Here is a 23,159-nt window from a genome sequence, read left to right on the forward strand (position 1 = left end):
AGGCCGGGGGCAGGTGCACCGGGCTCCCGAAGTCACACCGGCGTGACACAGGGGCACCGCACAGGAACGGAAGGCAGTACCGATCATGGCCGGACAGCAGGCACGGCAGGCGAAGCAGACGATCCACGTGGCAGGGGAGTGGCGCACGGCCCTCTCCGGTGCGACGCGCGAGGTCCTCGACCCGGCGGATGCCACGCCGTTCGCGGTGGTCGCGGAGGGTGACGAGCGGGACGCCGACGCCGCGGTGGAGGCCGCGCGCCGCGCCTTCGACGAGGGGCCGTGGCCGCACACGCCCGTCGCGGAGCGCGCCGCGCTGCTGCACCGCGTCGCCGACCTTCTCGTACGCGATCGTGAAGAACTGGGCCTGCTGGAGAGCCGGGACGCCGGCAAGACCGTCGAGGAGGGCCGGGTCGACATCGACTGCGTCGCCGACGCCTTCCGCTACTTCGCGAACCTGGTCGCCGGCGAGGGCGCCGGCCGGGTCGTGGACGCCGGCTCACCGGACGTCCACAGCGTCGTCGTACACGAACCCGTCGGCGTGTGCACGTTGATCACACCCTGGAACTACCCGCTCCTCCAGGCCAGCTGGAAGATCGCCCCGGCTCTCGCGGCCGGCAACACCTTCGTGGTCAAGCCGAGCGAGATCACCCCGATGACGACGATCGCGCTGATCGACCTGCTGGTCGAGGCCGGGCTGCCCGACGGGGTCGCGAACATCGTCACCGGGCCCGGGCACTCCGTCGGCGCCCGGCTCGCCGAGCACCCCGGCGTCGACCTCGTCTCCTTCACCGGCGGCCTGGTCAGCGGCACGAAGGTCGCGCAGGCCGCCGCCGCGGGCGTCAAGAAGATCGCCCTGGAGCTCGGCGGCAAGAACCCCAACGTCGTCTTCGCCGACGCCTGCGCCACCGAGGAGGGCTTCGACACCGCCGTCGACCAGGCCCTCAACGCCGCCTTCATCCACAGCGGCCAGGTCTGCTCGGCGGGCGCCCGCCTCATCATCGAGGAGTCCGTCCGCGACCGCTTCGTCGCCGAACTCGCCCGGCGCGCCGAGAAGATCAAGCTCGGCCGCGGCACCGAGAAGGGCGTCGAGTGCGGCCCGCTCGTCTCCGAACAGCAGCGCGCGAAGACCGAGGCGTACGTCGCCTCCGCGCTCGCCGAGGGCGCGGTGCTGCGCTGCGGCGGCAAGCGGCCCGAGCCCGGCGAGACCCGGCCGGCCACCGGCTGGTTCTACGAGCCGACCGTCCTCGACCACTGCCACCGGGAGATGAAGGTCGTCCGGGAGGAGGTCTTCGGTCCCGTCCTCACCGTCGAGACCTTCCGCACCGAGGACGAGGCGGTCGCCCTCGCCAACGACACCGAGTACGGCCTCGCCGGCGCCGTGTGGACCGCCGACGCCGGCCGTGCCCGCCGCGTCGCCGGCCGGCTGCGCCACGGCACCGTCTGGATCAACGACTTCCACCCCTACCTCCCGCAGGCGGAGTGGGGCGGCTTCGGCAAGAGCGGCATCGGCCGCGAACTCGGCCCCGCCGGCCTCGCCGAGTACCGCGAGACCAAGCACGTCTACCAGAACCTCGCCCCCAAGCCGGTGCGGTGGTTCGCGGGCTGAGCCCCGCCCCGCGACCGATCACCCCACTCCACCTTCGTCCCCACCTTCCCCCTCCGACCTCGCACTCCCCCCACCTCGCACTCCCCCCACCTCCCCGTATCCCTGGAGCACGACGCCCATGTCCGAAACCACCCACGAGTACGACTATGTCGTCATCGGTGGCGGAACCGCAGGCTCCGTCATCGCCTCCCGCCTCACCGAGAACCCGGACGTCACCGTCGCCGTCATCGAGGGCGGCCCGAGCGACGTCGGCCGCGACGACGTCCTCACCCTGCGCCGCTGGATGGGCCTGCTCGGCGGCGAACTCGACTACGACTACCCGACCACGCAGCAGCCGCGCGGCAACTCCCACATCCGGCACAGCCGCGCCCGCGTCCTCGGCGGCTGCTCCTCGCACAACACCCTCATCGCCTTCAAGCCGCTGCCGTCCGACTGGGACGAGTGGGAGGCGGCCGGCGCCGAGGGCTGGGGCGCCGTACCGATGGAGGCGTACTACGCCCGTCTGAAGAACAACATCGTCCCCGTCGACGAGAACGACCGGAACGCCATCGCCCGCGACTTCGTGGACGCGGCCCAGGCCGCGCTCGGCGTGCCGCGCGTCGAGGGCTTCAACAAGAAGCCGTTCACCGAGGGCGTCGGCTTCTTCGACCTCGCCTACCACCCGGAGAACAACAAGCGCTCCAGCGCGTCGGTGGCGTATCTGCACCCGGTGATGGACGAACGCGCCAACCTCACGCTGTTGCTGGAGACGTGGGCGTACAAGCTGGAGCTGGAGGACACGCGCGCCCGCGGGGTGCACGTGCGGACCAAGGAGGGCGAGGAGATCCTCGTACGGGCCCGGCGCGAGGTCGTGCTGTGTGCCGGCGCCGTCGACTCCCCGCGGCTGCTGCTGCACTCCGGGATCGGCCCCAAGGCGGACCTGGAGCAGCTCGGTATACCCGTCGTGCACGACCTGCCGGGCGTCGGTGAGAACCTGCTCGACCACCCGGAGTCGGTCATCGTCTGGGAGACGCACGGCCCGATCCCCGAGAACTCCGCGATGGACTCCGACGCCGGGCTCTTCGTGCGCCGCGACCCCGAACACGCGGGCCCGGACCTGATGTTCCACTTCTACCAGATCCCGTTCACGGACAACCCGGAGCGACTGGGCTACGAGCGGCCGGAGTTCGGCGTCTCGATGACTCCGAACATCCCCAAGCCGAAGAGCCGCGGCCGGCTGTACCTCACCAGCCCGGACCCGTCCGTCAAGCCCGCCCTCGACTTCCGCTACTTCACCGACGAGGACGACTACGACGGCCGCACCCTCGTCGACGGCATCCGTATCGCCCGCGAGATCGCGAAGACCGAGCCGTTGGCGGGCTGGCTGAAGCGGGAGGTGTGCCCAGGCCCCGACATCACCGGCGACGAGGAGCTGAGCGAGTACGCCCGCAAGGCCGCCCACACCGTGTACCACCCGGCGGGCACCTGCCGCATGGGCGCCGAGACCGACGACCTCGCCGTCGTCGACCCCGAGCTGCGCATCCGCGGCCTGGACGGCATCCGCATCGCCGACGCCTCCGTCTTCCCGACCATGACCGCGGTCAACCCGATGATCGGGGTGCTGATGGTCGGGGAGAAGGCCGCCGACCTGATCGGAGGTGGTGCGTGATGAGCACGCCGGTCTTCTCCGTGGACGGCCTGTGGAAGGTCTTCGGACCCAAGGCGGACCGCGTCCCCTCCGACCCGGAGCTCGGTGCGCTGAGCCCCGCCGAGCTGCGCGAACGCACCGGCTGCACGGCCGCCGTGCGCGATGTGAGCTTCGACGTCCGCAAGGGCGAGGTCTTCGTCGTCATGGGTCTGTCCGGCTCCGGCAAGTCCACGCTGGTGCGCTGTCTGACCCGCCTCATCGAACCGACCGCGGGCACGATCGTCATCGACGGCGAGGACGTCCGCGCCATGGACAGGTCCCGGCTGCGCGAACTGCGCCGCCACCGGGCCGCGATGGTCTTCCAGCACTTCGGCCTGCTGCCGCACCGTACGGTCCTCGACAACGTGGCCTACGGTCTGGAGATCCAGGGCCTCGGCAGGTCCGAACGCCGTGAGAAGGCCGCCGAGGTCGTCGCGAAGGTGGGCCTGGAGGGCATGGAGCACCGCCGCCCCGGCCAGCTCTCGGGCGGTCAGCGGCAGCGCGTCGGGCTCGCCCGGGCGCTCGCCGTCGACCCCGAAGTGCTCCTGTTCGACGAGCCGTTCAGCGCGCTCGACCCGCTGATCCGGCGCGACATGCAGGAGGAGGTCGTCCGGCTGCACCGCGAGGAGGGCCGCACGATGGTCTTCATCACGCACGACCTCAACGAGGCGCTCAAACTGGGCGACCGCATCGCCCTGATGCGCGACGGCCGCGTGGTCCAGCTGGGCACCCCGGAGGAGATCGTGGGCTCCCCGGCCGACGACTACGTCCGCGAGTTCGTCCGGGACGTCCCGCGCGAACAGGTCATGACGGTCCGCAGCGCCATGCGCACCGCGTCCCTGGAGGAGGCGGGCAGCGGCCCGGCGGTATCGCCGGACGCCACGGTCTCCGAGGCGATCGAGGCGGTGGCCCGGGCGGGCGCCCCGGCGCGGGTGGTGGACGACGGCCGCTGTCTGGGCCTGGTGGACCCGGAGGCCCTGCTCGGGGTGGTCGCCGGGGTCGCCGCGAGCAACGAGGCGCCGACCGGGGGCACCACGGACAAGGAGACGTCGGCCGCGACGGCTCGGGCGAGGAAGTCCGCGGCCGGGATGGCCGCCGTGGCCGCCGGCAAGCGTGCCGCCGTGGCGGCGCAGCTGGGCGACGGGGTCACTCCCGCGCGCGCCAAGCCGGGTGTGACGGAAGCACCCGGCAAGCAGGGCCCGGCGCACCGCCCGCCGCTCAGCACCAGCAAGGAGGACGCTTGATGGCCACGGTCACCGCAAGCGCCCCACGCCCCCTGCTGCCCGGCTTCGTCAAGACCCGCGCCGCCCGCAAGCTCCTGGTGCTCGCGGTCGTCACCGCGGTCCTCGCACCGCTGGTGAACTCCCGCTGGCCGGGCGCCGGCTGGCCGGGCGCGCTCACCGTCGACCTCTCCAAGCCCCTCACCACGGCCAGCAACTGGATCATCGACAACCGGGACAGCCACCCCCTGTTCCTGTACTTCTTCGGCTACATCAGCAACGCCGTCGTCCTCTCCGTGCGCGCCGTCTACCTCGTCCTGCTCGCCGCGGGCTGGCCGGGCGTGACGGTCGCGGCCGCTCTGGTCGCCTGGCGCGTGGCCGGTGTGCGCCTCGCCCTCGGCACCGCCGCGGCGTTCCTCGCCTGCGGTCTGCTCGGCATGTGGGTGGCGACCATGCAGACCCTCGCCCTCATGGTGGTCGCGGTCCTCGCCTCGGTCGTCGTCGGCGGGCTGCTCGGTCTGGGCGCCGGTCTGTCCGACCGTCTGGACCGCGCCCTGCGCCCGGTGCTGGACACCATGCAGGTGCTGCCGGCGTTCGCCTACCTCCTCCCCGTGGTCCTGGTCTTCGGCATCGGCGTGCCCGCCGCCGTCCTCGCCACGGTCGTCTACGCCGCCCCGCCGATGGCCCGTCTGACCGCCCTCGGCCTGCGCGGCGCCGACAAGGAGGTGCTGGAGGCGGTCGACTCCCTCGGCGCCACCGCACGGCAGCGCCTGCTGACCGCCCGTATCCCGCTCGCCCGCAAGGAACTCCTGCTCGGCCTCAACCAGACGATCATGATGGCGCTGTCCATGGCGGTCATCGCCTCCGTGATCGGCGCCGGCGGTCTCGGTGACCGCGTCTACCAGGCGCTGGCGTCGGTCGACGTGGGCGCCGCGCTGGCCGCGGGCATCCCCATCGTGCTGCTGGCCGTCGTCCTGGACCGGGTGACCTCAGCGGCGGGCAACCGGATCGGGCAGGAGCAGCGCAGCGCGCGCCCCTGGGCCTACGCGGCCCTCGCCGCCGTCGCCGTGGCCGTGGCCGCGCGCCTGGCGGGCCGCCTCGACTGGCCCACGGGCTGGACGGTGAACATCGCCGAGCCCGTCAACCGCGCCGTCGACTGGATGACCGCCCACCTGTACTCCGGCGTCCCGGTCGTCGGCGGCACCGCCGACTGGGCGGGCCGCTTCACCACCTGGGTCCTGGACCCGGTCCGCGCCGGTCTGCAGTGGTTGCCCTGGTGGTCGGTGCTGCTGATCGTCGCCGCCCTGGCCTGGCTGATCGGCACCTGGCGCACCGCGCTGACCGCCGTCCTCGCGATGGCCGCGATCGGCGTGCTCGGTGTGTGGAAGCCGTCCCTCGACACGCTGTCGCAGGTGCTCGCCGCCGTCGCCGTCACCCTCGTCGTCGGCTTCGCGACCGGCATCGCGGCGGCCCGCAGCGACCGCTTCGAGCGGCTGCTGCGCCCCGTCCTCGACGTCTTCCAGACGATGCCGCAGTTCGTGTACCTGATCCCGGTCGTCGCGCTGTTCGGCGTCGGCCGTGCCCCGGCCGTCGCCGCCGCCGTCGTGTACGCCCTTCCGGCGGTCGTCCGGATCACCGCGCAGGGCCTGCGCCAGGTGGACCCGGCGGCGCTGGAGTCCGCCCGCTCGCTCGGCGCGACCAGCGGCCAGCAGCTGCGTCAGGTCCAGCTTCCGCTGGCCCGCCCGGCCCTGCTGCTCGCGGTCAACCAGGGCGTGGTCCTGGTGCTCGCCGTCGTCATCATCGGCGGCCTGGTCGGCGGCGGCGCGCTCGGTTACAACGTCGTCTTCGGCCTCGCCCAGGGCGACCTGGCGACCGGTCTGGTGGCCGGGATCGCGATCGTCTGCCTCGGTCTGATGCTCGACCGGGTGACCCAGCCGACCGAGCGACGCGCGACGAAGGGAGCGTGACATGACACTGAACCGCAGGACGGCGCTGATCGCCGCGACGGCGGCCGCATGCTCGCTGCTCGCCGGGTGCGGCGCGGCCGACATGACCAAGCAGGCCTCGCCCTTCGCGAATGCCGGGGGCTCGAAGTCCGTGACCCTGTCCGTGCAGTCCTGGGTGGGCGCCCAGGCCAACGTCGCCGTGGCGCAGTACGTCCTGGAGCACAAGCTCGGCTACCGCGTCGACACCGTCCAGGTCGACGAGGTGCCCGCCTGGGACGCGCTCAGCCAGGGCCGGGTCGACGCGATCCTGGAGGACTGGGGCCACCCGGACCAGGAGAAGCGGTACGTCGAGGACAAGAAGACGATCACCCGCGGCGGCGGCCTCGGGGTCACCGGTCATATCGGCTGGTTCGTGCCGGCATACCTGGCCAAGCAGCATCCGGACATCACCGACTGGAAGAACCTGAACAAGTACGCCTCCCTGTTCCGCACGGCGGAGAGCGGCGGCAAGGGCCAGCTGATGGACGGCTCGCCGTCGTACGTCACCAACGACAAGGCGCTGGTGCAGAACCTGAAGCTGAACTACCAGGTGGTCTTCGCGGGTTCGGAGGCGGCGCAGATCACGCAGATGAGGCAGTTCGCGAAGGAGAAGAAGCCCTTCCTGACGTACTGGTACGTTCCGCAGTGGCTGTTCAAGAAGGTCCCCATGACGGAGGTGAAGCTGCCGCCGTACAAGGAGGGCTGCGACGCGGACCCGGCCAAGGTCGCCTGCGCGTACCCGCACACGCCGCTGCAGAAGTACCTCAACGCCGACTTCGCGAAGAAGGGCGGGGAGGCGGCGCGGTTCCTGAAGAAGTTCAACTGGACGACGGAGGACCAGAACGAGGTCGCCCTGATGATCGCCGACCAGAAGCTGACTCCGGACGAGGCGGCGAAGAAGTGGGTGGACAGCCACGAGTCCACCTGGAAGGCGTGGCTGTCCTGATCCCGTCGATCCCGCCTACAGCCCTTGGGCGATCTCGCCCAGCGCCGCTGTCGCCCGCCGCAGCAGCCAGGGCCCGAACGTGACCCGGGTGGCGCCCAGTTCACCCAGCTCGGCGGGCGAGGGGCTCTCGCCGTCGAGCTTGGCGTAGGCGTTGAGCGGCCCCTGGATGCCGGCCCGCAGCAGCGGCAGTACGTTCGCCGGGGCGCCGATCGGATAGACGCAGTCGGCGCCCGCGGCGACGTACAACGCGGCCCGCTCGATGGCCCGTTCCGGGTCACCGTCCCCGCACGTGAACGTGTCGACGCGGGCGTTGAGGAACAGCCGGTCGCCTGCCGCGGCCCGCATCTCGGCGAGCCGCTCGGCGTGCTGCCGCGGGTCGATGAGGGCACCTCCGCTGGAGTCCTCGAGGTTGCACCCCACGGCGCCCGCCTCCAGAAGCCGTTCCACCAGCTCCTTCGGGGCGAGCCCGTACCCGTCCTCCACGTCGGCCGACACCGGCACGTCGACCGCCCGGGTGATCCGTGCGACCGCCGAGAACATCTCGTCGGCGGGGGTGGACCCGTCCGCGTACCCCAGGGAGGCGGCGATCCCGGCGCTGGGCGTGGCGAGCGCCGGGAACCCGGCGTCCACGAAGGCGCGCGCGCTCGCCGCGTCCCAGGGCCCGGGCAGGACGAGGGGATCGCCGGGGAGGCGTCCGTGGTGCAGGGCGCGGAAGGTGTCGACTTTGCTCACCACTCCATGCTCCCCGCCGGAATGCGCCGGGACACCATCAGCCGGTTCCAGCTGTTGATGACGGTGATCAGAGCCAGCAGGTGGGCGAGCCGTGCCTCGTCGAAGTGCCGGGCGGCCCGCTCCCACACCCCGTCCGGCACGAAGCCCTCCGTCAGCAGGGTCACCGCCTCCGTCAGCGCCAGCGCGGCCCGCTCCCGCTCGTCGAAGACCTCCCCGGCCTCCTCCCAGGCGTTCAGCAGGTCCAGCCGCGACTCGTCGACCCCGTGCTTCCGGGCGATCGCCAGATGCATGTCCAGGCAGAACGCGCAGTGGTTGAGCTGCGAGGCACGGATCTGGACCAGTTCGGCGAGGGCGGGATCGCCGAGGCCCCTCTTCGCCGCGGCGCTCAGCGCCTGCATCGAGGCGCGGACCTCGCCGTGCAGATACGTCGTGCGCACCGTCACTTGTACTGGCCCGGCCGGTAGTGCCCCGGAACCGCACGCGTCGTCACGCCGAACCGGTTCCAGGCGTTGATCACCGTGATGGCGGCGATCAGCTGTGCCAGCTCGGCCTCCTCGAAGTGCTTGGCGGCCTTCTCGTAGACCTCGTCCGGCACGAACCCGTCCGTCAGCACGGTCACCGCGTCGGTCAGCTCCAGCGCGGCCACCTCCTTCTCGGTGTAGAAGTGCCGCGACTCCTCCCACGCGCTGAGCTGGATGATCCGCTCCACGCTCTCGCCCGCCGCGAGCGCGTCCTTGGTGTGCATGTCCAGGCAGAACGCGCAGTGGTTGAGCTGCGAGGCGCGGATCTTCACCAGCTCGCGCAGCTTCGGGTCCAGACCCTGTCCGGCGGCCGCGTCGAGCCGGACCATCGTCTTGTAGACCTCGGGGGCGTGCTTGGCCCAGTTCATGCGGGGGGTGTGCTCGGGGGCGTACTCAACGGTGGTGTTCTCATTCGTCGTCATGCTTCGACCCTAGGCGCGAAGCAGCCCAGGGGTATGGTCCATTTCCATGGGGAAAACGTGGGCCACTCTGGGCATCGACCTGCATCTGGAGCCGACCGGCCCGGGGCTGCGCCGGGGCCTGACCGACGCCCTGCGCGACGCGGTCCGCACCGGCCGCCTGGCGCCCGGCACCCGGCTGCCGTCCTCCCGTTCGCTCGCCGCCGACCTGGGCATCGCCCGCAACACGGTCGCCGACGCCTACGCCGACCTCGTCGCCGAGGGCTGGCTCACCGCGCGCCAGGGCTCGGGCACCCGGGTGGCCGAGCGCCCGGTGGCCGGGCCGCCCGAACGGCCCGCCCCGCACCCGCCCGAGCGCGGTCGCCTCCCCTACGACCTGACGCCGGGCACCCCGGATCTCGCCTCGTTCCCGCGCACCGCATGGCTCAAGGCCGCCCGCCGCGCCCTCGCCGCCGCCCCGCACGACGCCCTCGGCTACGGCGACCCCCGCGGCCGCGTGGAACTGCGCACCGCGCTCGCCGGCTATCTCTCCCGGGTCCGGGGTGTGCGGGCCGACCCGGAGCGGATCGTGGTCTGCTCCGGCTTCGCGCAGGGCCTGAAGCTCCTCGGCGAGGTGCTGCGGGACCGCGGGGCAGGCTCGGTGGCCGTGGAGTCGTACGGCCTGTTCGTGCACTGGAACATCCTTCAGCGGGCCGGGCTGCGCACGGTACCGCTGCCCTTCGACGACCTCGGCACGCGGACGGACGACCTGACCGGCACACCGGCGGTGCTGCTGAACCCCGCACACCAGTTCCCCCTCGGCGGCGCCCTGCGCCCGGAGCGCCGGGCCGCGGTGGTCGACTGGGCCCGTCGCACGGGTGGCCTCGTCCTGGAGGACGACTACGACGGCGAGTTCCGCTACGACCGCCAGCCCGTGGGCGCGCTGCAGGACCTCGACCCGGATCACGTGGTCTACCTGGGCACCGCCAGCAAGTCCCTCGCCCCCGGGCTGCGCCTTGGCTGGATGGTCCTGCCCGCGTCCCTGCTCCCGGAGGTGCTGGCCGTCCAGCGGGCCGGCGGCTGGGCCACCGGTGTCCTGGAACAGCTCACCCTCGCGGAGTTCCTCACCTCGGGCGCCTACGACCGCCACGTCCGCGCCGCCCGCCTGCGCTACCGCCGCCGCCGTGACGCCCTGGTCGCCGCGCTCGCGTCCCGCGCCCCGGAGGTACGCGTCCGGGGCATCGCGGCCGGCCTGCACGCGGTGCTGCAACTGCCCCCGGGCACGGAGGCGTCGGTGATCAGGGCGGCCACCTGGCAGGGCCTGTCACTGCAGGGTCTGTCGGCCTACCGCCACCCGTCCGCAACCACACGGCCACTGGACGCCCTGGTCGTGGGCTACGGAACACCACCGGACCACGCGTGGTCGGGGGCGCTGGAGGCGCTGTGCCGTGCGTTGCCCTAGGGTTCTTTCTTCGGGTCAGACCCCCGCGAGCGCGGCTTGATCCGAACGAGAGGCTTCAGGCGGCCTCCGCGGCCTCCGCCGGCGCCTCGCCGAACCGGGCCAGCGCCAGCGCACCCGCCACCGCCACCGCGAACCCCAGGACCGCCAGCCAGCTCAGCCCCTCCCGCGTGCGGTCGCCCAGCCACACGACGCCCACGGCCGCCGGGCCCACCGTCTCGCCGACCACCAGGCCCGCCGTCGCGACCGTCACCGACCCCCGTTCCAGCGCCGTCGTCAGCAGCACGAACGCCGCCCCGCCGCCCACCACCAGCGCATACGCCGCCGGATTGGCGAGCAGCCCCGACGGCGCCAGCGAGTCGATCAGCCGCACCGCCACCTCGACCACCCCGAACCCGAACCCGGCGCCCAGCCCCAGCACCAGCGAACGCCCCCGCCCCGGCAACCGGCCCCCGGCCAGCCCGAACACCAGCACGCACACCGACGCCGCCAGCATCGCGTACCGGAGCCCCGCCGACCCGCCCCGCTCGCCCTCGGCCCCGGACGCCAGCCCCAGCATGGCGAGCCCCGCGCACACCACCGCCACCGCGCCCCACTCGCTCCCGGTCAGCCGCACCCGCAGCAGCCGCGCCGCGACCACGGCCGTCACCGCCAGGCTGGACGCGAGCGCCGCGCCCACCGCGTAGATCGGGATCGACCGCAGCGCCGCGATCTGGAACAGGAACCCGAGCCCGTCCAGCGCGAGCCCCGCGAGATACCGCCACTGGCGCACCGCCCGCAGCAGCAGCGCAGCGTCCCCGCCACCGCCCGTGCCCGCCGCCCGCGCCGCGACCGCCTGCAGCACCGTCGCCGTACCGAAACACACCGCCGCGCCCAGCGCGGACACCATTCCCACAAGCACAGAGCGACTGTAGGAGACATCCCGAGGCCAGGGGCAGGCGTGAACGTGACGGCTGCGGTCTCTAGTCTGATTGCCGCACAGTCTCACCGACTGCTCAACGAATTCTCACTCGACTTCTCACTCGACGGGGGATCAACGAACATGGCGGACACACGCCGGCAACTGCGCTCGGGCACCGTCGTCCTCGGCGGCGTGGGACTCCTCGCCGCCGCCCTCACCGCCTGCTCCTCGGACCCGGACAAGCGATGCGTCGACCGCGACAGCTACACCCTCGGCAAGGGCTACAAGGTCGTCTCCGACAAGAACTGCACGTCCACCAAGACGTCCGTGAACGGCGGCTGGTACTACGGCGGCAAGAAGAAGGGCGGCTTCGTCAACGGCGGTTCCTTCACCAAGCCCCGCAAGGGATCCGGCGGCTCCGGAAGCCACGGCGGCGTCGACCGCGGCGGCTTCGGCAGCGGTCACGGCAAGTCCGGCGGCTGAGCCGCAGTGGAACGCCGTACGACCGAGCCCCGCCCCGGCTGGCAGCAGACGGTCGAGGCGCAGGGCCTGATCTACCCCCTCACCCGCTACCCGGACGACTCCCTGCGCCCCTACTGGGACGAGAGCGCCTACTACGTCTTCACGCTCGACGAGGTGGAGGCCCTCGAAGAGGTCGTCGAGGAGCTGCACGCCCTGTGCCTGGCCGCCGCCGGGCACATCGTCGCCACGGACCGCTTCGCCGACCTCGGCATCACCGACCCGCGCGTGGCCGCCGCGGTCGCCGAGGCCTGGCACCGCCGCGCCGAACTCCCCTCCGTGTACGGCCGGTTCGACCTGCGCTACGACGGCACGGGCCCGGCGAAGCTCCTGGAGTACAACGCCGACACGCCCACCTCGCTCGTGGAGGCGGCGAGCGCCCAGTGGTTCTGGATGGAGGACCGCTTCCCCGGCGCCGACCAGTGGAACTCCCTCCACGAACGCCTCGTCGCCGCCTGGAAGAGGCAGGCCGGGCTGCTCCCGCCCGGCGGCCCGCTGTACTTCGCGCACTCCGCCGGCGACGAACTCGGCGAGGACCTGATGACGGTCGCCTACCTGAAGGAGACCGCCGAGCAGGCCGGTCTCGACACCGACTGGATCTCCCTGGAGGAGATCGGCTGGGACCCGCTCTCGGAGCGCTTCGTCGACAACCGGCTCCGCTTCATCCGCAGCTGCTTCAAGCTGTACCCCTGGGAATGGCTCACCACCGACCGCTTCGGCGGCCACGTCCTCGACACCCTCGACAACGGCGGCGGCACCGGCAGCACCCTGTGGATCGAGCCCGCCTGGAAGATGCTGCTCAGCAACAAGGCCCTGCTCGCGATCCTCTGGGAGCTGTACCCCGGCCACCCGAACCTGCTCCCGGCCCACCTGGACGGCCCCCGGGAGCTGGCCCGCACCACGGGCTACGTCGCCAAGCCGCTCCTCGGCCGCGAGGGCGAGGGCGTCACGGTCCACGCGCCGGGCGCCGCGCCCGTCGTGCGGGAGGATCCCTGCTGCTACCAGGAACTGGCGCCCCTGCCCTCCTTCGACGGCAACCACGTCGTCCTCGGCGCCTGGGTCGTCGAGGACGAGTCGGCGGGCCTCGGCATCCGCGAGTCCTCGGGCCTGGTCACGGACGAGTACGCGCGTTTCCTGCCGCACGTGATCCTCTAGACACGGTCTCTCCGACGCCGAGCACCGCCCGCGGCCGGGCAGGCCCCCTTCCGGCCCCAGGCGGACGTATGCCCCTTCCCATTCGTCGCTCGCATGATGGACACGGGAACGGACCGCGCCGCCACGCCCGGTAGGCTGATCGACGGGCCGTGACTGGCGCGCTGGGATGGGACCGACCATCGGGGAGCGGCCCGGATGCGAGCGAGTGCCGTGCGCCTGGGCCAACCGTGAACCGTGAACGCTTCAAGCCACGCCGCCCGGAGGCCGACATGACAGAGCAGCAGCCCCTCTCCACCGAGTCCACCGCCTTCCGCGCCGCCCTCGACGTGATCCGCGCGGTCGAGCCCCGGGTCGCCGACGCCATCGGCCAGGAGGTCGCCGACCAGCGCGAGATGCTCAAGCTGATCGCCTCCGAGAACTACGCCTCCCCGGCCACCCTGCTGGCGATGGGCAACTGGTTCAGCGACAAGTACGCCGAGGGCACCGTCGGCCGCCGCTTCTACGCCGGCTGCCGCAACGTGGACACCGTCGAGTCGCTGGCCGCCGAGCACGCGCGCGAGCTGTTCGGCGCCCGCCACGCCTACGTCCAGCCGCACTCCGGCATCGACGCCAACCTCGTCGCCTTCTGGGCCGTTCTCGCCCAGCGCGTCGAGACCCCGGCCCTGGAGAAGGCGGGCGTCCGCCAGGTCAACGAGCTCTCCGAGGAGGACTGGGCCGAGCTGCGCCGCGCCTTCGGCAACCAGCGCATGCTCGGCATGTCCCTGGACGCGGGCGGCCACCTCACCCACGGCTTCCGCCCGAACATCTCCGGCAAGATGTTCGACCAGCGCTCCTACGGCACCGACCCGGCCACGGGCCTCATCGACTACGACGCCCTGCGCACCCAGGCCCGCGAGTTCAAGCCGCTGATCATCGTCGCCGGCTACTCCGCCTACCCGCGCCTGGTCAACTTCCGGATCATGCGCGAGATCGCCGACGAGGTCGGCGCCACGCTCATGGTCGACATGGCGCACTTCGCGGGCCTGGTCGCGGGCAAGGTCCTCACCGGCGACTTCGACCCGGTGCCGCACGCCCAGATCGTGACCACCACCACCCACAAGTCGCTGCGCGGCCCGCGCGGCGGCATGGTCCTGTGCGACGACTCCCTCAAGGACCAGGTCGACCGCGGCTGCCCGATGGTCCTCGGCGGCCCGCTCCCGCACGTGATGGCCGCGAAGGCGGTGGCGCTCGCGGAGGCCCGGCAGCCGGCCTTCCAGGACTACGCCCAGCGGATCGTGGACAACTCCCGGGCGCTGGCGGAGGGCCTGATGCGCCGCGGTGCCACGCTGGTGACCGGCGGCACCGACAACCACCTGAACCTGATCGACGTGGCCACCTCCTACGGCCTCACCGGCCGCCAGGCCGAGGCCGCCCTGCTGGAGTCGGGCATCGTCACCAACCGCAACTCCATCCCGGCCGACCCGAACGGCGCCTGGTACACCTCCGGCATCCGCATCGGCACGCCCGCGCTCACCACCCGTGGCCTCGGCACGGCGGAGATGGACGAGGTGGCGGGCCTGATCGACCGGGTCCTCACCACCACCGAGCCGGGCACCACCAAGTCCGGCGCCCCGTCCAAGGCGGCCCACGTCCTGGACGAGAAGGTCGCCCAGGAGATCGCCCAGCGGGCGACGGACCTGGTGGCGGGCTTCCCGCTGTACCCGGAGATCGACCTGGGCTGACCGCTGCCGGTCACCCGAGCTCTCCGAGATCGATGAGCTCCTGCCGCGGCGGCTCGGCCACCCGCTGAGCCGCCGCGCGCCGTCGTACGGCCAACGTGCCACCGGCACCCAGCGCCAGCCCCGCCCCGAGTCCCACGGCCGCCCAGCGCAGGTCGTCCCGAAGACCACCTCCGGGCGCGGCGGGCGCGGCCCCGAAGAGCCCGTCCCGCTCCAACCGCTCGAAGACGTCCTTCGGCACCCGCCGCCACCGGATGTCGTCGTCGGCCACGTCCGGCGCCGGGTCCGACCGCACCCAGGGCGTGCCGTCCGCCGCCAGGAACACCTGGTCCTGCCGCTCGATGGCCACGTCGCCCCCGGGGGCCCGCCGCGTGTAGGGCCAGCCGCCGATGCCGGTCAGCGCCCACACCACCGTGGCCCGCGCCGGCGGATACCGCCCCCGCTGCCACGCCTCGGGCACCCGCTCCGTCCGCGTCCGAGTCGGCGCCAGCAACTGCCACAGCAGCGCGAACCGCCGGTCACCGGGGCGTAAGGTCGTCGTGCGGCCCGAATCGCCCGCCACGACCAGCGCCATATCGGGTATGTCCCTGCTCGTGGCCCGCGCCGGCGCGGCCGCCCCGCCCAGCGCCACCACCGTCGCCACCGCCGTCGTCACCAGGGCTCCCACCAGCCCGCCGAGCCCGCGCACGCGACCCCCCTCAGTTGTCATGTTCTTTGTTACACCGTCGCAGAAAGATCGGATCACAGCTGTTCCCGGCCAGTTCCAGCCCGGCCCCCCGGACCTGAGAGAATGGTGAACATGGCCTCTGACAGTCCTCGCGTGCTCTCCGGTATCCAGCCCACCGCGGGCTCGTTCCACCTCGGCAACTACCTCGGCGCCGTCCGCCAGTGGGTGGCCCTGCAGGAGACCCACGACGCGTTCTACATGGTCGTCGACCTGCACGCGATCACCGTCCCGCAGGACCCGAAGGACCTGCGCGCCAACACCCGCCTGGCCGCCGCCCAGCTGCTCGCGGCCGGGCTCGACCCGGAGCGGTGCACGCTCTTCGTCCAGAGCCACGTCCCCGAGCACGCCCAGCTCGCCTGGATCATGAACTGCCTCACGGGCTTCGGCGAGGCCAGCCGCATGACCCAGTTCAAGGACAAGTCCGCCAAGCAGGGCGCAGACCGCGCGAGCGTCGGCCTGTTCACCTACCCGATCCTCCAGGTCGCCGACATCCTGCTGTACCAGGCGAACGAGGTCCCGGTCGGTGAGGACCAGCGCCAGCACATCGAGCTGACCCGCGACCTCGCCGAGCGGTTCAACGGCCGCTTCGGCGAGACGTTCACGATCCCGCGGCCGTACATCCTCAAGGAGACGGCGAAGATCTACGACCTCCAGGACCCGTCCATCAAGATGAGCAAGTCGGCGTCCACGCCGAAGGGCCTGATCAACCTGCTGGACGAGCCGAAGACCACCGCGAAGAAGGTCAAGAGCGCCGTCACGGACACGGACACCGTGATCCGCTACGACGTGGAGCAGAAGCCGGGCGTCAGCAACCTGCTGACGATCTACTCGACCCTCACCGGGACCCCGATCGGGGACCTCGAGCAGCAGTACGAGGGCAAGGGCTACGGCGCGCTCAAGACGGACCTCGCCGACGTCATGGTCGAGTTCGTGACGCCGTTCAGGGAGCGCACCCAGCAGTACCTGGACGACCCCGAGTCCCTCGACTCGATCCTGGCCAAGGGCGCGGAGAAGGCCCGCGCCGTCGCCGCGGAGACGCTGGCGCAGGCCTACGACAAGGTGGGCTTCCTGCCCGCCAAGCACTGACGGCCGGGACCGGCGCGTACCGGCGCACGGACGCGCCACGGCCAAGAGCGCTGTACATCACTGCGGTTGCGCCTGCCCCCCGGGCGGTCGTGGCCGTACAGTCGATAGCCGGACGGCTGTGCACGAATCCGACACGACGACCGACACGACGACAGGGAGACGACGTGGGGACCGTAACGATCGGTGTGTCGATCGCGGTCCCGGAGCCTCACGGCAGCGAGCTCCAGGAGCTGCGCGCGGGCTTCGGCGACGCCGCGGCGCGTTGCATTCCCACGCATGTCACCCTGCTGCCGCCGACGGAGGTGGACTCCGCGGATCTGCCCGCGATCGAGGCGCACCTCGTCGCCGTCGCGGCGGCCGGGCGCCCCTTCCCGATGCGGCTGGCCGGCACGGGCACGTTCCGGCCCCTGTCGCCGGTGGTGTACGTGAAGGTCGTCGAGGGCGCCGAGGCGTGCTCCCGGCTGCAGCGGCAGGTCCGGGACCCCTCCGGGCCGGTGGCGCGTGAGCTGCTGTTCCCGTACCACCCGCATGTCACGGTGGCGCACGGCATCGACGACGCGTCGATGGACCGGGCGTACGAGGAGCTCGCGGACTACGCGGCCGAGTGGCCCTGCACGGGCTTCGCGCTGTACGAGCAGGGCGCGGACGGCGTCTGGCGCAAGCTGCGGGAGTACCCCTTCGGCAGCGCGGTCGTACCGCCGCAGGCGGCCGCCCCGGCCGAGAACGCCACCCTGCCGAGCCTGTAGGGGATCTCTGCCCCCAGGGATGGCCATACGGGTACGGGTGCGGTGGGCGGCCAGGCGGCGGGCGGTGGCCAGGGCGATCTCCGTGCCGCCCGGGATCAGCAGGGACCGGGGCGGACGGTGGGCGTCCTTCGCGGCGGGCGTGACCGCGGCCGTATCACGCCAAATCAGTCATACCGCTCCATATCTCTCCTCTCTGCGGCTCCTCACTGAAATGGGCGATGCGGGGAAACCGGATACAGACCGGAGTACCGGGGTACGGACCGGGTTCACGAGGGGAGGGACCGATCATGGACTGGCTGAAGAGACTCCCCGGCATCGGGCCACTGGTCACGCGCCTGACGGCCACGCACGCCTGGCGCTCCTACGAACGCCTGGACCGCGTGAAGTGGACCCGGCTCGCCGCCGCGATGACGTTCGTCAGCTTCGTGGCGCTCTTCCCGCTGCTCACCGTCGCCGCCGCGATCGGCGCCGCGACCCTCAGCCAGGCCCAGCAGAACACCGTGCAGAAGAAGATCGCCGAGCAGTTCCCGGGCATCTCCAGCCAGCTCGACATCCACGGCCTGGTGCAGAACGCCGGTACCGTCGGCGTGATCGCCGGGGCCGTGCTGCTGTTCACCGGCATCGGCTGGGTGGGCCAGATGCGGGACTGCCTGCGCGCGGTGTGGGAGCTGCCGGACGACACCGCGAACCCCCTGGTGCGCACGCTCAAGGACGGCCTGGTGCTGGTCGGCCTCGGCGGCGCGGTCGTCGTCACCCTCGCCACGTCCACCGTCGCCACCGCGCTGGTCGACTGGATGGCCGGGCAGCTCGGCCTCGACCGGGGCGGCTGGGGCAGCGTCCTGCTGCGGATCGCCGCGTTCGCCGTCTCCGTCCTCGCCGACTTCCTCGTCCTGCTCTACGTCCTCACCCTGCTGCCCGGCGTGGAGCCGCGGCGGCGCCGTCTCCTCGTCGCCGCCCTGATCGGCGCGGTCGGCTTCGAACTGCTCAAACTGCTGCTCAGCGGCTACATCCAGGGCGTCGCCGGAAAGAGCATGTACGGGGCCTTCGGCGTGCCCGTCGCGCTGCTGCTGTGGATCAACTTCACCTCCAAGCTCGTGCTGTTCTGCGCCGCCTGGACGGCGACGCAGCGCAAGGAGAAGGAGGCGGAACAGGTCAGGGACGCGTCCGGCGACGTACCAGATCGGGCAGCGGCCAGCGGCGGTTCACCAGGAACGCACCCGCGCCCAGCAGCACCAGAAGGCCGGCCGTGATGGCGAGCGCCACGCCCATCCCGCTGGAGCCGCCCTCCCGCACCGAGGCCGCCACCGGCTTGCCGGGCCCCCCGGCCGCGGCGGCCGGAGACGGCGTCCCGGTGGGGTCCGTGCCCGTGGCCGCGCTCTTCGGCGCGACCAGCTCGCCGACCGGCGTCACCTTGCCGGCGGCGCCGAAGCCCCAGTCGAGCAGCCGGGCGGCCTCCTTGTAGACCTCGTTGTGGTCGTGCTTCTCCGGGTTCATGACCGTCACGAGCAGCACCTTGCCGTTGCGCTCGGCGACCCCCGTGAAGGTCGCGCCCGCGTTGGTGGTGTTGCCGTTCTTCACGCCCGCGATGCCCCGGTACGGGGTCATGTCGTAGTCGCCGGCCAGCAGCCGGTTGGTGTTCTGGATCTCGAACGACCCGCGGGACTTCTTGCCGCCCTTCTCGGTGGTCTCGCCCGGGAACGTGGCCCGCACCGTGGAGCAGTAGTCCCGGAAGTCCTTCTTCTGCAGTCCGGAGCGGGCGATCAGAGTGAGGTCGTACGCCGACGACACCTGCCCCTGGGCGTCGTAGCCGTCCGGGCTGACCACGTGCGTGTCGAGCGCCTGCAGCTCCTCGGCGTGCGCCTGCATGTCCTTCACGGTCTGCGGGACGCCGCCGTTCATCGCCGACAGCGCGTGCACGGCGTCGTTGCCCGAGCGCAGGAACACGCCGAGCCACAGGTCGCGGACGGTGTAGGTCTCGCCCTCCTTTATCCCGACCAGGCTGGATCCGGCGCCCATGCCGGCCAGATCGGAGGGGAGCACCTTGTGCGTCTCGCTCGCCGGGAACTTCGGCAGCACGGTGTCCGCGAACAGCATCTTCAGGGTGCTCGCCGGGGGCAGCCGCCAGTGCGCGTTGTGGGCGGCGAGGACGTCACCGGACTCGGCGTCGGCGACGATCCAGGAGCGCGCGGTGACGTCCTTCGGCAGCACCGGGGCACCGCTGCCCAGGTTCACCTGGGTGCCCGGCCTGCCGAGCTGCTCGCCGCCGACGGTCGACATCACGGCCGGAGGGGTGGCCGAGGGCGAGGCCGCCGGGGTCTTCGGGGCCGCGAACGCGGTCGCGGGTGCGGCGAGCGAGAAGGACAGCACGACGGCGGAGGCGACCGGCAGGCGGCGCCCGACGATCTTCTTCAAGGCGGACACGACCGCGAAGGTACCGGGCGCCGACGGGGAAGTCCCGACCCGTCCCGGCCGTTGCCGCGCACCCCCGGGCCGGTGCCCGCCCGCGACCGGCGATACTGAAGGTATGAAGCTCAGCCGCCCCATCTCCTGGTTCCTGCTCGCCTTCGGGGTGTGGAGCTGGGTCATCTGGATCACTTTCGTCAAGAACCTCTGGAAGGACGGCAGCGGACTCGCGTTCGACGACGCGGGGAATCCGACGGCGTACTTCTGGGTGCACCTGACGCTCGCCGTCGTCTCCTTTGTCCTTGGGACTGTCATCGGCGTCATTGGGTTGCGCGGACTGCGCGCGCTGCGGCGAACGTCATAGCGGGGACGGGGACAGCACCGTGGTCGTCGTCTTCGCGCTGGTCGCCCTCGCCGTCCTCGCCGCGCTCGTCGCCCTGCACTGGTACGCGTGGCGCCGGCTGGTCCGCGACACGACCCGCGGGCCGGGCCCGGCCCGCCGCGCCGGCACGGCGGTGGTCGTCGCCGGACCGGTTCTGATGGTCGCGGCCCTGGTCGCCGAGCGCGCCGGCGCCCCGTTCTGGTTGCAACGCGTCCTCGGCTGGCCCGGCTTCCTGTGGATGGCGCTGACGCTGTACCTGCTGCTGGCGCTGGTGGCGGGGGAGTTGGCACGACCGCTGGTGCGGCGCCTGGTGGAGCGCGGGGCGCGAGCGGAGGAGAAGGCACCGGTACCGGCAGCGGTGCCGGCGGGAGCGGCACCCGCGGACCCGGAGCCCGCGGGTCCGAAGCCCGCGCCGCCACAGGAACAGTCCGCCCCGTCCCGGCGCCTGTTCGTCTCCCGGGTCGTCGGTGGCGCGGTGGCCGCGGCCGCGGTCGGCACGGTGGGCCACGGCACCTACGGCGTCCTGCGCGGCCCCGCGGTGAAGCGGGTGACGGTGCCGCTGGCCAGGCTCCCGCGCGCGGCGCACGGCTTCCGGATCGCGGTGGTGAGCGACATCCACCTGGGCCCCGTGCTGGGCAGGGGCTTCGCGCAGAAGGTCGTGGACACGATCAACTCGACCCAGCCCGACCTGATCGCGGTCGTCGGCGACCTGGTCGACGGCAGCGTCAAGGACCTGGGCCCGGCGGCGGCCCCGCTGTCCCGGCTGAAGGCCCGTCACGGCAGCTACTTCGTCACGGGCAACCACGAATACTTCTCGGGCGCGGACCAGTGGGTGGAGGAGGTACGCCGACTGGGCCTGCACCCCCTGGAGAACGCCCGCACGGAACTGCCCGCGTTCGACCTCGCCGGAGTCAACGACCTGGCGGGCGAGAGCGAGGGCGAGGGCCCCGACTTCACCAAGGCGCTCGGCGACCGCGACACCTCACGCGCGGTGGTCCTCCTGGCCCACCAGCCGCTGCAGATCCACGAAGCGGTCAGGCACCACGTGGACCTCCAGCTCTCCGGTCACACCCACGGCGGCCAGCTCTGGCCGGGCAACTTCGTCGCGGCCGCGGCCAACCCCACGGTCGCCGGCCTGGACCGCTACGGCGACACCCAGCTGTACGTGTCCCGGGGAGCGGGGGCATGGGGGCCGCCGACGCGGGTGGGCGCCCCGTCGGACATCACGGTCGTCGAACTGGCCTCCCGCCAGGCCTGAAGGCTTGGCCGAAACCTGACGGAAACAACCCCTGGGTAAGTTCTCTCTCATCTTCAACTAATGCCTCTTCCCCCACTTGAAACACTGTGGTTAGGTGATCCTCACCACAGGGGAGTGGTATGCGCTGAGGGCCTGGGGAGGGGCGCCGATGCGATCGGTTCGCATGCGGATTCTCGCGGCTGTGCTGGTGTTGGCAGGTGCGGGAGTGGGCGGGTGGCAGTTGCTGCCGGCCAAGGAGAACAACAACAGGACCATCACGGTCGGGACGACGGACGCCGTCACGTCACTCGATCCGGCGGGGGCCTATGACGCCGGATCGTGGGCTTTGTTCAGCAGCGTTTTCCAGTCACTGCTGACCTTCGAACCCGACGGTGTGGAACCGGTGCCGGACGCCGCCCAGAGCTGCGCGTTCGTGGGCACGGACCTGAAGACGTACCGCTGCACGCTGCGCGAGGACGTCACGTTCCCCAGCGGGCGCGCCATGACCGCCGAAGACGTCAAGTACTCCTTCGACCGGGTCAAGCGCATCAACTCCGACGTCGGTCCCGCGACCCTCCTCGACACCCTCCGCTCGGTGGACGCGAGCGGGCTGACCGTGACCTTCCATCTGTCCACCCCGGACGCGACCTTCCCGTTCAAGGTGGCCACCGGTGCCGGCTCCATCGTCGACCGCACCAAGTACCCGCAGGACAAGCTGCGCACCGACAACGGTGTCGACGGGACCGGGCCGTACACCCTGACGTCGTACACGAAGGACGACAAGGCCGTCCTCGCCCCGAACAAGCACTACAAGGGCGACGTCAAGGAAACCGGCCGGCCCATCGAGCTGCGGTACTACGCCGACCCCGGCGCCCTGGAGAAGGCGTGGAAGGCGAAGGACGTCGATGTCGCCACCCGTCAGCTGCCGCCCTCCGTGCTGGCCAACCTCTCGCCGAGCGACCCCGGCCAGCGCGTCACCGAGGCCGACAGCGCGGAGATCCGCAACCTCGTCCTGAACACCGCCGCCGGCTCACCGCTGCACGACCGCCGTGTCCGCCAGGCCATCGCCGCCGTCATCAACCGCGAGGAACTGGTCAGCACCGTCTACGAGGGGACGACGGACCCGCTGTACTCGCTGATTCCGGCGGGTATCACGGGGCACACCACGTCGTTCTTCGACGCCTACCCCAAGCCCGACACCAAGAAGGCCCGCGCCCTGCTCACCGCCGCGGGCGTGAGCGTGCCCGTCCACTTCACCTACGGCTACGCGCAGGGTCGGGGCGCCGCCGCGGAGGAGGCCGCTGACCTCAAGCGCCAACTGGAGGCGACCGGGCTGTTCACGGTGGACGTCAAGGGATATGAGTGGACCGACTTCCAGGAGCGGTACGCGAGCGGCAAGCTCGACGCGTACGCCGTCGGCTGGGTCGCCGACTTCCCCGACCCCGACACCTTCACGGCCCCGCTCGTCGGCACGGGCAACAGCATGAAGAACGGCTACAGCGACAAGCAGGTCGACGGTCTGATCCTGGACAGCCAGCGCTACTCCGACCGCAGCCGGACCGCCGACGACTTCCAGCGCATCCAGCAGATCGTGGCGCAGGACGTCCCGCTGATCCCGCTGTGGCAGCGCAAGGAGTACGTGGTCAACAGCGAGGACGTCGGCGGCGGCCAGTACCTGTCGGACGGCACGGGCGTCTTCCGCCTCTGGCGGCTGAACTGGATCTGAGCCACCGCCACATGTGATCGTCCCAC

The 23,159-nt window shown here is 71.9% G+C and carries 21 protein-coding genes and 1 riboswitch; of the genes, 15 read left to right on the plus strand and 6 right to left on the minus strand.

What is annotated here, in order from left to right; all coding sequences use genetic code 11:
* Nucleotides 1-85: 85 nt before the first annotated feature.
* From ACIRC0_RS09400 to ACIRC0_RS09420, 5 genes are all read left to right on the plus strand, one after another.
* Entirely contained in the window at nucleotides 86-1,606 is a 1,521-nt protein-coding gene (locus ACIRC0_RS09400; RefSeq protein WP_403613440.1) for an aldehyde dehydrogenase family protein, read from the plus strand.
* Between the two features lie 118 nt (nucleotides 1,607-1,724).
* Nucleotides 1,725-3,254: a GMC family oxidoreductase gene (locus ACIRC0_RS09405; protein WP_403613443.1), complete on the plus strand. Its 1,530-nt coding sequence runs from the start codon at nucleotides 1,725-1,727 to the stop codon at nucleotides 3,252-3,254.
* Nucleotides 3,254-4,516: a glycine betaine/L-proline ABC transporter ATP-binding protein gene (locus tag ACIRC0_RS09410; RefSeq protein WP_403613446.1), complete on the plus strand. Its 1,263-nt coding sequence runs from the start codon at nucleotides 3,254-3,256 to the stop codon at nucleotides 4,514-4,516. Before ACIRC0_RS09405 ends, ACIRC0_RS09410 begins: the two co-directional genes overlap by 1 nt.
* Nucleotides 4,516-6,459 carry an ABC transporter permease gene (locus ACIRC0_RS09415; protein ID WP_403613448.1) on the plus strand — a complete coding sequence of 648 codons (1,944 nt, stop codon included), beginning with the start codon at nucleotides 4,516-4,518 and terminating at the stop codon, nucleotides 6,457-6,459. The genes ACIRC0_RS09410 and ACIRC0_RS09415 overlap by 1 nt, the downstream gene beginning before the upstream one ends.
* Before the next feature lies 1 nt (nucleotide 6,460).
* Nucleotides 6,461-7,423 (plus strand): ABC transporter substrate-binding protein, encoded by a 963-nt coding sequence (locus tag ACIRC0_RS09420; RefSeq protein ID WP_403613451.1) that lies wholly within the window; start codon nucleotides 6,461-6,463, stop codon nucleotides 7,421-7,423.
* 15 nt (nucleotides 7,424-7,438) lie between these two features.
* On the opposite strand, the gene ACIRC0_RS09425 is transcribed toward ACIRC0_RS09420, so the two are convergent.
* Genes ACIRC0_RS09425 through ACIRC0_RS09435 form a run of 3 tightly spaced genes read right to left on the minus strand, consistent with a single transcriptional unit; the run spans nucleotide 7,439 to nucleotide 9,098 of the window.
* A complete protein-coding gene (locus tag ACIRC0_RS09425) occupies nucleotides 7,439-8,155 on the minus strand; it encodes an isocitrate lyase/phosphoenolpyruvate mutase family protein (protein WP_403613453.1) in 717 nt (238 codons plus the stop codon).
* On the minus strand, nucleotides 8,152-8,598 hold the full coding sequence (locus ACIRC0_RS09430) for a carboxymuconolactone decarboxylase family protein (protein ID WP_403613455.1): 447 nt from the start codon (nucleotides 8,596-8,598) through the stop codon (nucleotides 8,152-8,154). Before ACIRC0_RS09430 ends, ACIRC0_RS09425 begins: the two co-directional genes overlap by 4 nt.
* Nucleotides 8,595-9,098 carry a carboxymuconolactone decarboxylase family protein gene (locus ACIRC0_RS09435; protein ID WP_403613458.1) on the minus strand — a complete coding sequence of 168 codons (504 nt, stop codon included), beginning with the start codon at nucleotides 9,096-9,098 and terminating at the stop codon, nucleotides 8,595-8,597. Before ACIRC0_RS09435 ends, ACIRC0_RS09430 begins: the two co-directional genes overlap by 4 nt.
* 46 nt (nucleotides 9,099-9,144) lie before the next feature.
* Here ACIRC0_RS09435 and ACIRC0_RS09440 point away from each other — a divergent pair, with 46 nt between their 5' ends.
* Nucleotides 9,145-10,536, plus strand: coding sequence for a PLP-dependent aminotransferase family protein (locus ACIRC0_RS09440; protein WP_403613461.1), 1,392 nt, complete (start codon nucleotides 9,145-9,147; stop codon nucleotides 10,534-10,536).
* 55 nt (nucleotides 10,537-10,591) lie between these two features.
* Here ACIRC0_RS09440 and ACIRC0_RS09445 read toward each other — a convergent pair whose 3' ends face one another.
* Complete coding sequence (locus tag ACIRC0_RS09445) at nucleotides 10,592-11,422, minus strand: hypothetical protein (protein ID WP_403614684.1); 831 nt, start codon at nucleotides 11,420-11,422, stop codon at nucleotides 10,592-10,594.
* A 153-nt stretch (nucleotides 11,423-11,575) separates the two neighbouring features.
* Between ACIRC0_RS09445 and ACIRC0_RS09450 the strand changes: the two genes are divergently transcribed.
* The 3 genes from ACIRC0_RS09450 (at nucleotide 11,576) to ACIRC0_RS09460 (ending at nucleotide 14,829) form a co-directional block, all read left to right on the plus strand.
* Entirely contained in the window at nucleotides 11,576-11,917 is a 342-nt protein-coding gene (locus ACIRC0_RS09450) for a hypothetical protein (RefSeq protein ID WP_263231552.1), read from the plus strand.
* A 6-nt stretch (nucleotides 11,918-11,923) separates the two neighbouring features.
* Nucleotides 11,924-13,108 carry a glutathionylspermidine synthase family protein gene (locus tag ACIRC0_RS09455; RefSeq protein ID WP_403613464.1) on the plus strand — a complete coding sequence of 395 codons (1,185 nt, stop codon included), beginning with the start codon at nucleotides 11,924-11,926 and terminating at the stop codon, nucleotides 13,106-13,108.
* Between the two features lie 139 nt (nucleotides 13,109-13,247).
* Nucleotides 13,248-13,337, plus strand: a riboswitch (ZMP/ZTP riboswitch).
* 40 nt (nucleotides 13,338-13,377) lie between these two features.
* Nucleotides 13,378-14,829 carry a glycine hydroxymethyltransferase gene (locus ACIRC0_RS09460; RefSeq protein WP_403613467.1) on the plus strand — a complete coding sequence of 484 codons (1,452 nt, stop codon included), beginning with the start codon at nucleotides 13,378-13,380 and terminating at the stop codon, nucleotides 14,827-14,829.
* 10 nt (nucleotides 14,830-14,839) lie between these two features.
* Here the strand turns inward: ACIRC0_RS09460 and ACIRC0_RS09465 are convergent, their stop codons facing one another.
* Entirely contained in the window at nucleotides 14,840-15,535 is a 696-nt protein-coding gene (locus tag ACIRC0_RS09465; RefSeq protein WP_403613469.1) for a hypothetical protein, read from the minus strand.
* Nucleotides 15,536-15,625: 90 nt separating this feature from the next.
* Here ACIRC0_RS09465 and trpS point away from each other — a divergent pair, with 90 nt between their 5' ends.
* From trpS to ACIRC0_RS09480, 3 genes are all read left to right on the plus strand, one after another.
* Nucleotides 15,626-16,639, plus strand: a complete 1,014-nt coding sequence (trpS, locus tag ACIRC0_RS09470; protein WP_403613471.1) for a tryptophan--tRNA ligase — start codon at nucleotides 15,626-15,628, stop codon at nucleotides 16,637-16,639.
* 164 nt (nucleotides 16,640-16,803) lie between these two features.
* A complete protein-coding gene (locus ACIRC0_RS09475) occupies nucleotides 16,804-17,385 on the plus strand; it encodes a 2'-5' RNA ligase family protein (RefSeq protein ID WP_403613474.1) in 582 nt (193 codons plus the stop codon).
* Between the two features lie 287 nt (nucleotides 17,386-17,672).
* Nucleotides 17,673-18,635, plus strand: coding sequence for a YihY/virulence factor BrkB family protein (locus ACIRC0_RS09480; RefSeq protein ID WP_403613476.1), 963 nt, complete (start codon nucleotides 17,673-17,675; stop codon nucleotides 18,633-18,635).
* Here ACIRC0_RS09480 and ACIRC0_RS09485 read toward each other — a convergent pair.
* Entirely contained in the window at nucleotides 18,538-19,806 is a 1,269-nt protein-coding gene (locus tag ACIRC0_RS09485; RefSeq protein ID WP_403613478.1) for a D-alanyl-D-alanine carboxypeptidase family protein, read from the minus strand. The genes ACIRC0_RS09480 and ACIRC0_RS09485 overlap by 98 nt on opposite strands.
* Nucleotides 19,807-19,909: 103 nt before the next feature.
* On the opposite strand from ACIRC0_RS09485, the gene ACIRC0_RS09490 reads away from it, so the two are divergent.
* The 3 genes from ACIRC0_RS09490 (at nucleotide 19,910) to ACIRC0_RS09500 (ending at nucleotide 23,133) form a co-directional block, all read left to right on the plus strand.
* Nucleotides 19,910-20,152, plus strand: a complete 243-nt coding sequence (locus ACIRC0_RS09490) for an SCO4848 family membrane protein (RefSeq protein WP_366023995.1) — start codon at nucleotides 19,910-19,912, stop codon at nucleotides 20,150-20,152.
* Nucleotides 20,153-20,171: 19 nt separating this feature from the next.
* On the plus strand, nucleotides 20,172-21,428 hold the full coding sequence (locus tag ACIRC0_RS09495) for a metallophosphoesterase (protein WP_403613480.1): 1,257 nt from the start codon (nucleotides 20,172-20,174) through the stop codon (nucleotides 21,426-21,428).
* A gap of 148 nt (nucleotides 21,429-21,576) precedes the next feature.
* On the plus strand, nucleotides 21,577-23,133 hold the full coding sequence (locus ACIRC0_RS09500; protein WP_403613483.1) for an ABC transporter substrate-binding protein: 1,557 nt from the start codon (nucleotides 21,577-21,579) through the stop codon (nucleotides 23,131-23,133).
* The last annotated feature ends 26 nt before the right edge of the window (nucleotides 23,134-23,159 follow it).

This window comes from Streptomyces sp. NPDC093984, assembly GCF_044764595.1.
Classification (GTDB): Bacteria; Actinomycetota; Actinomycetes; order Streptomycetales; family Streptomycetaceae; genus Streptomyces; species Streptomyces cynarae.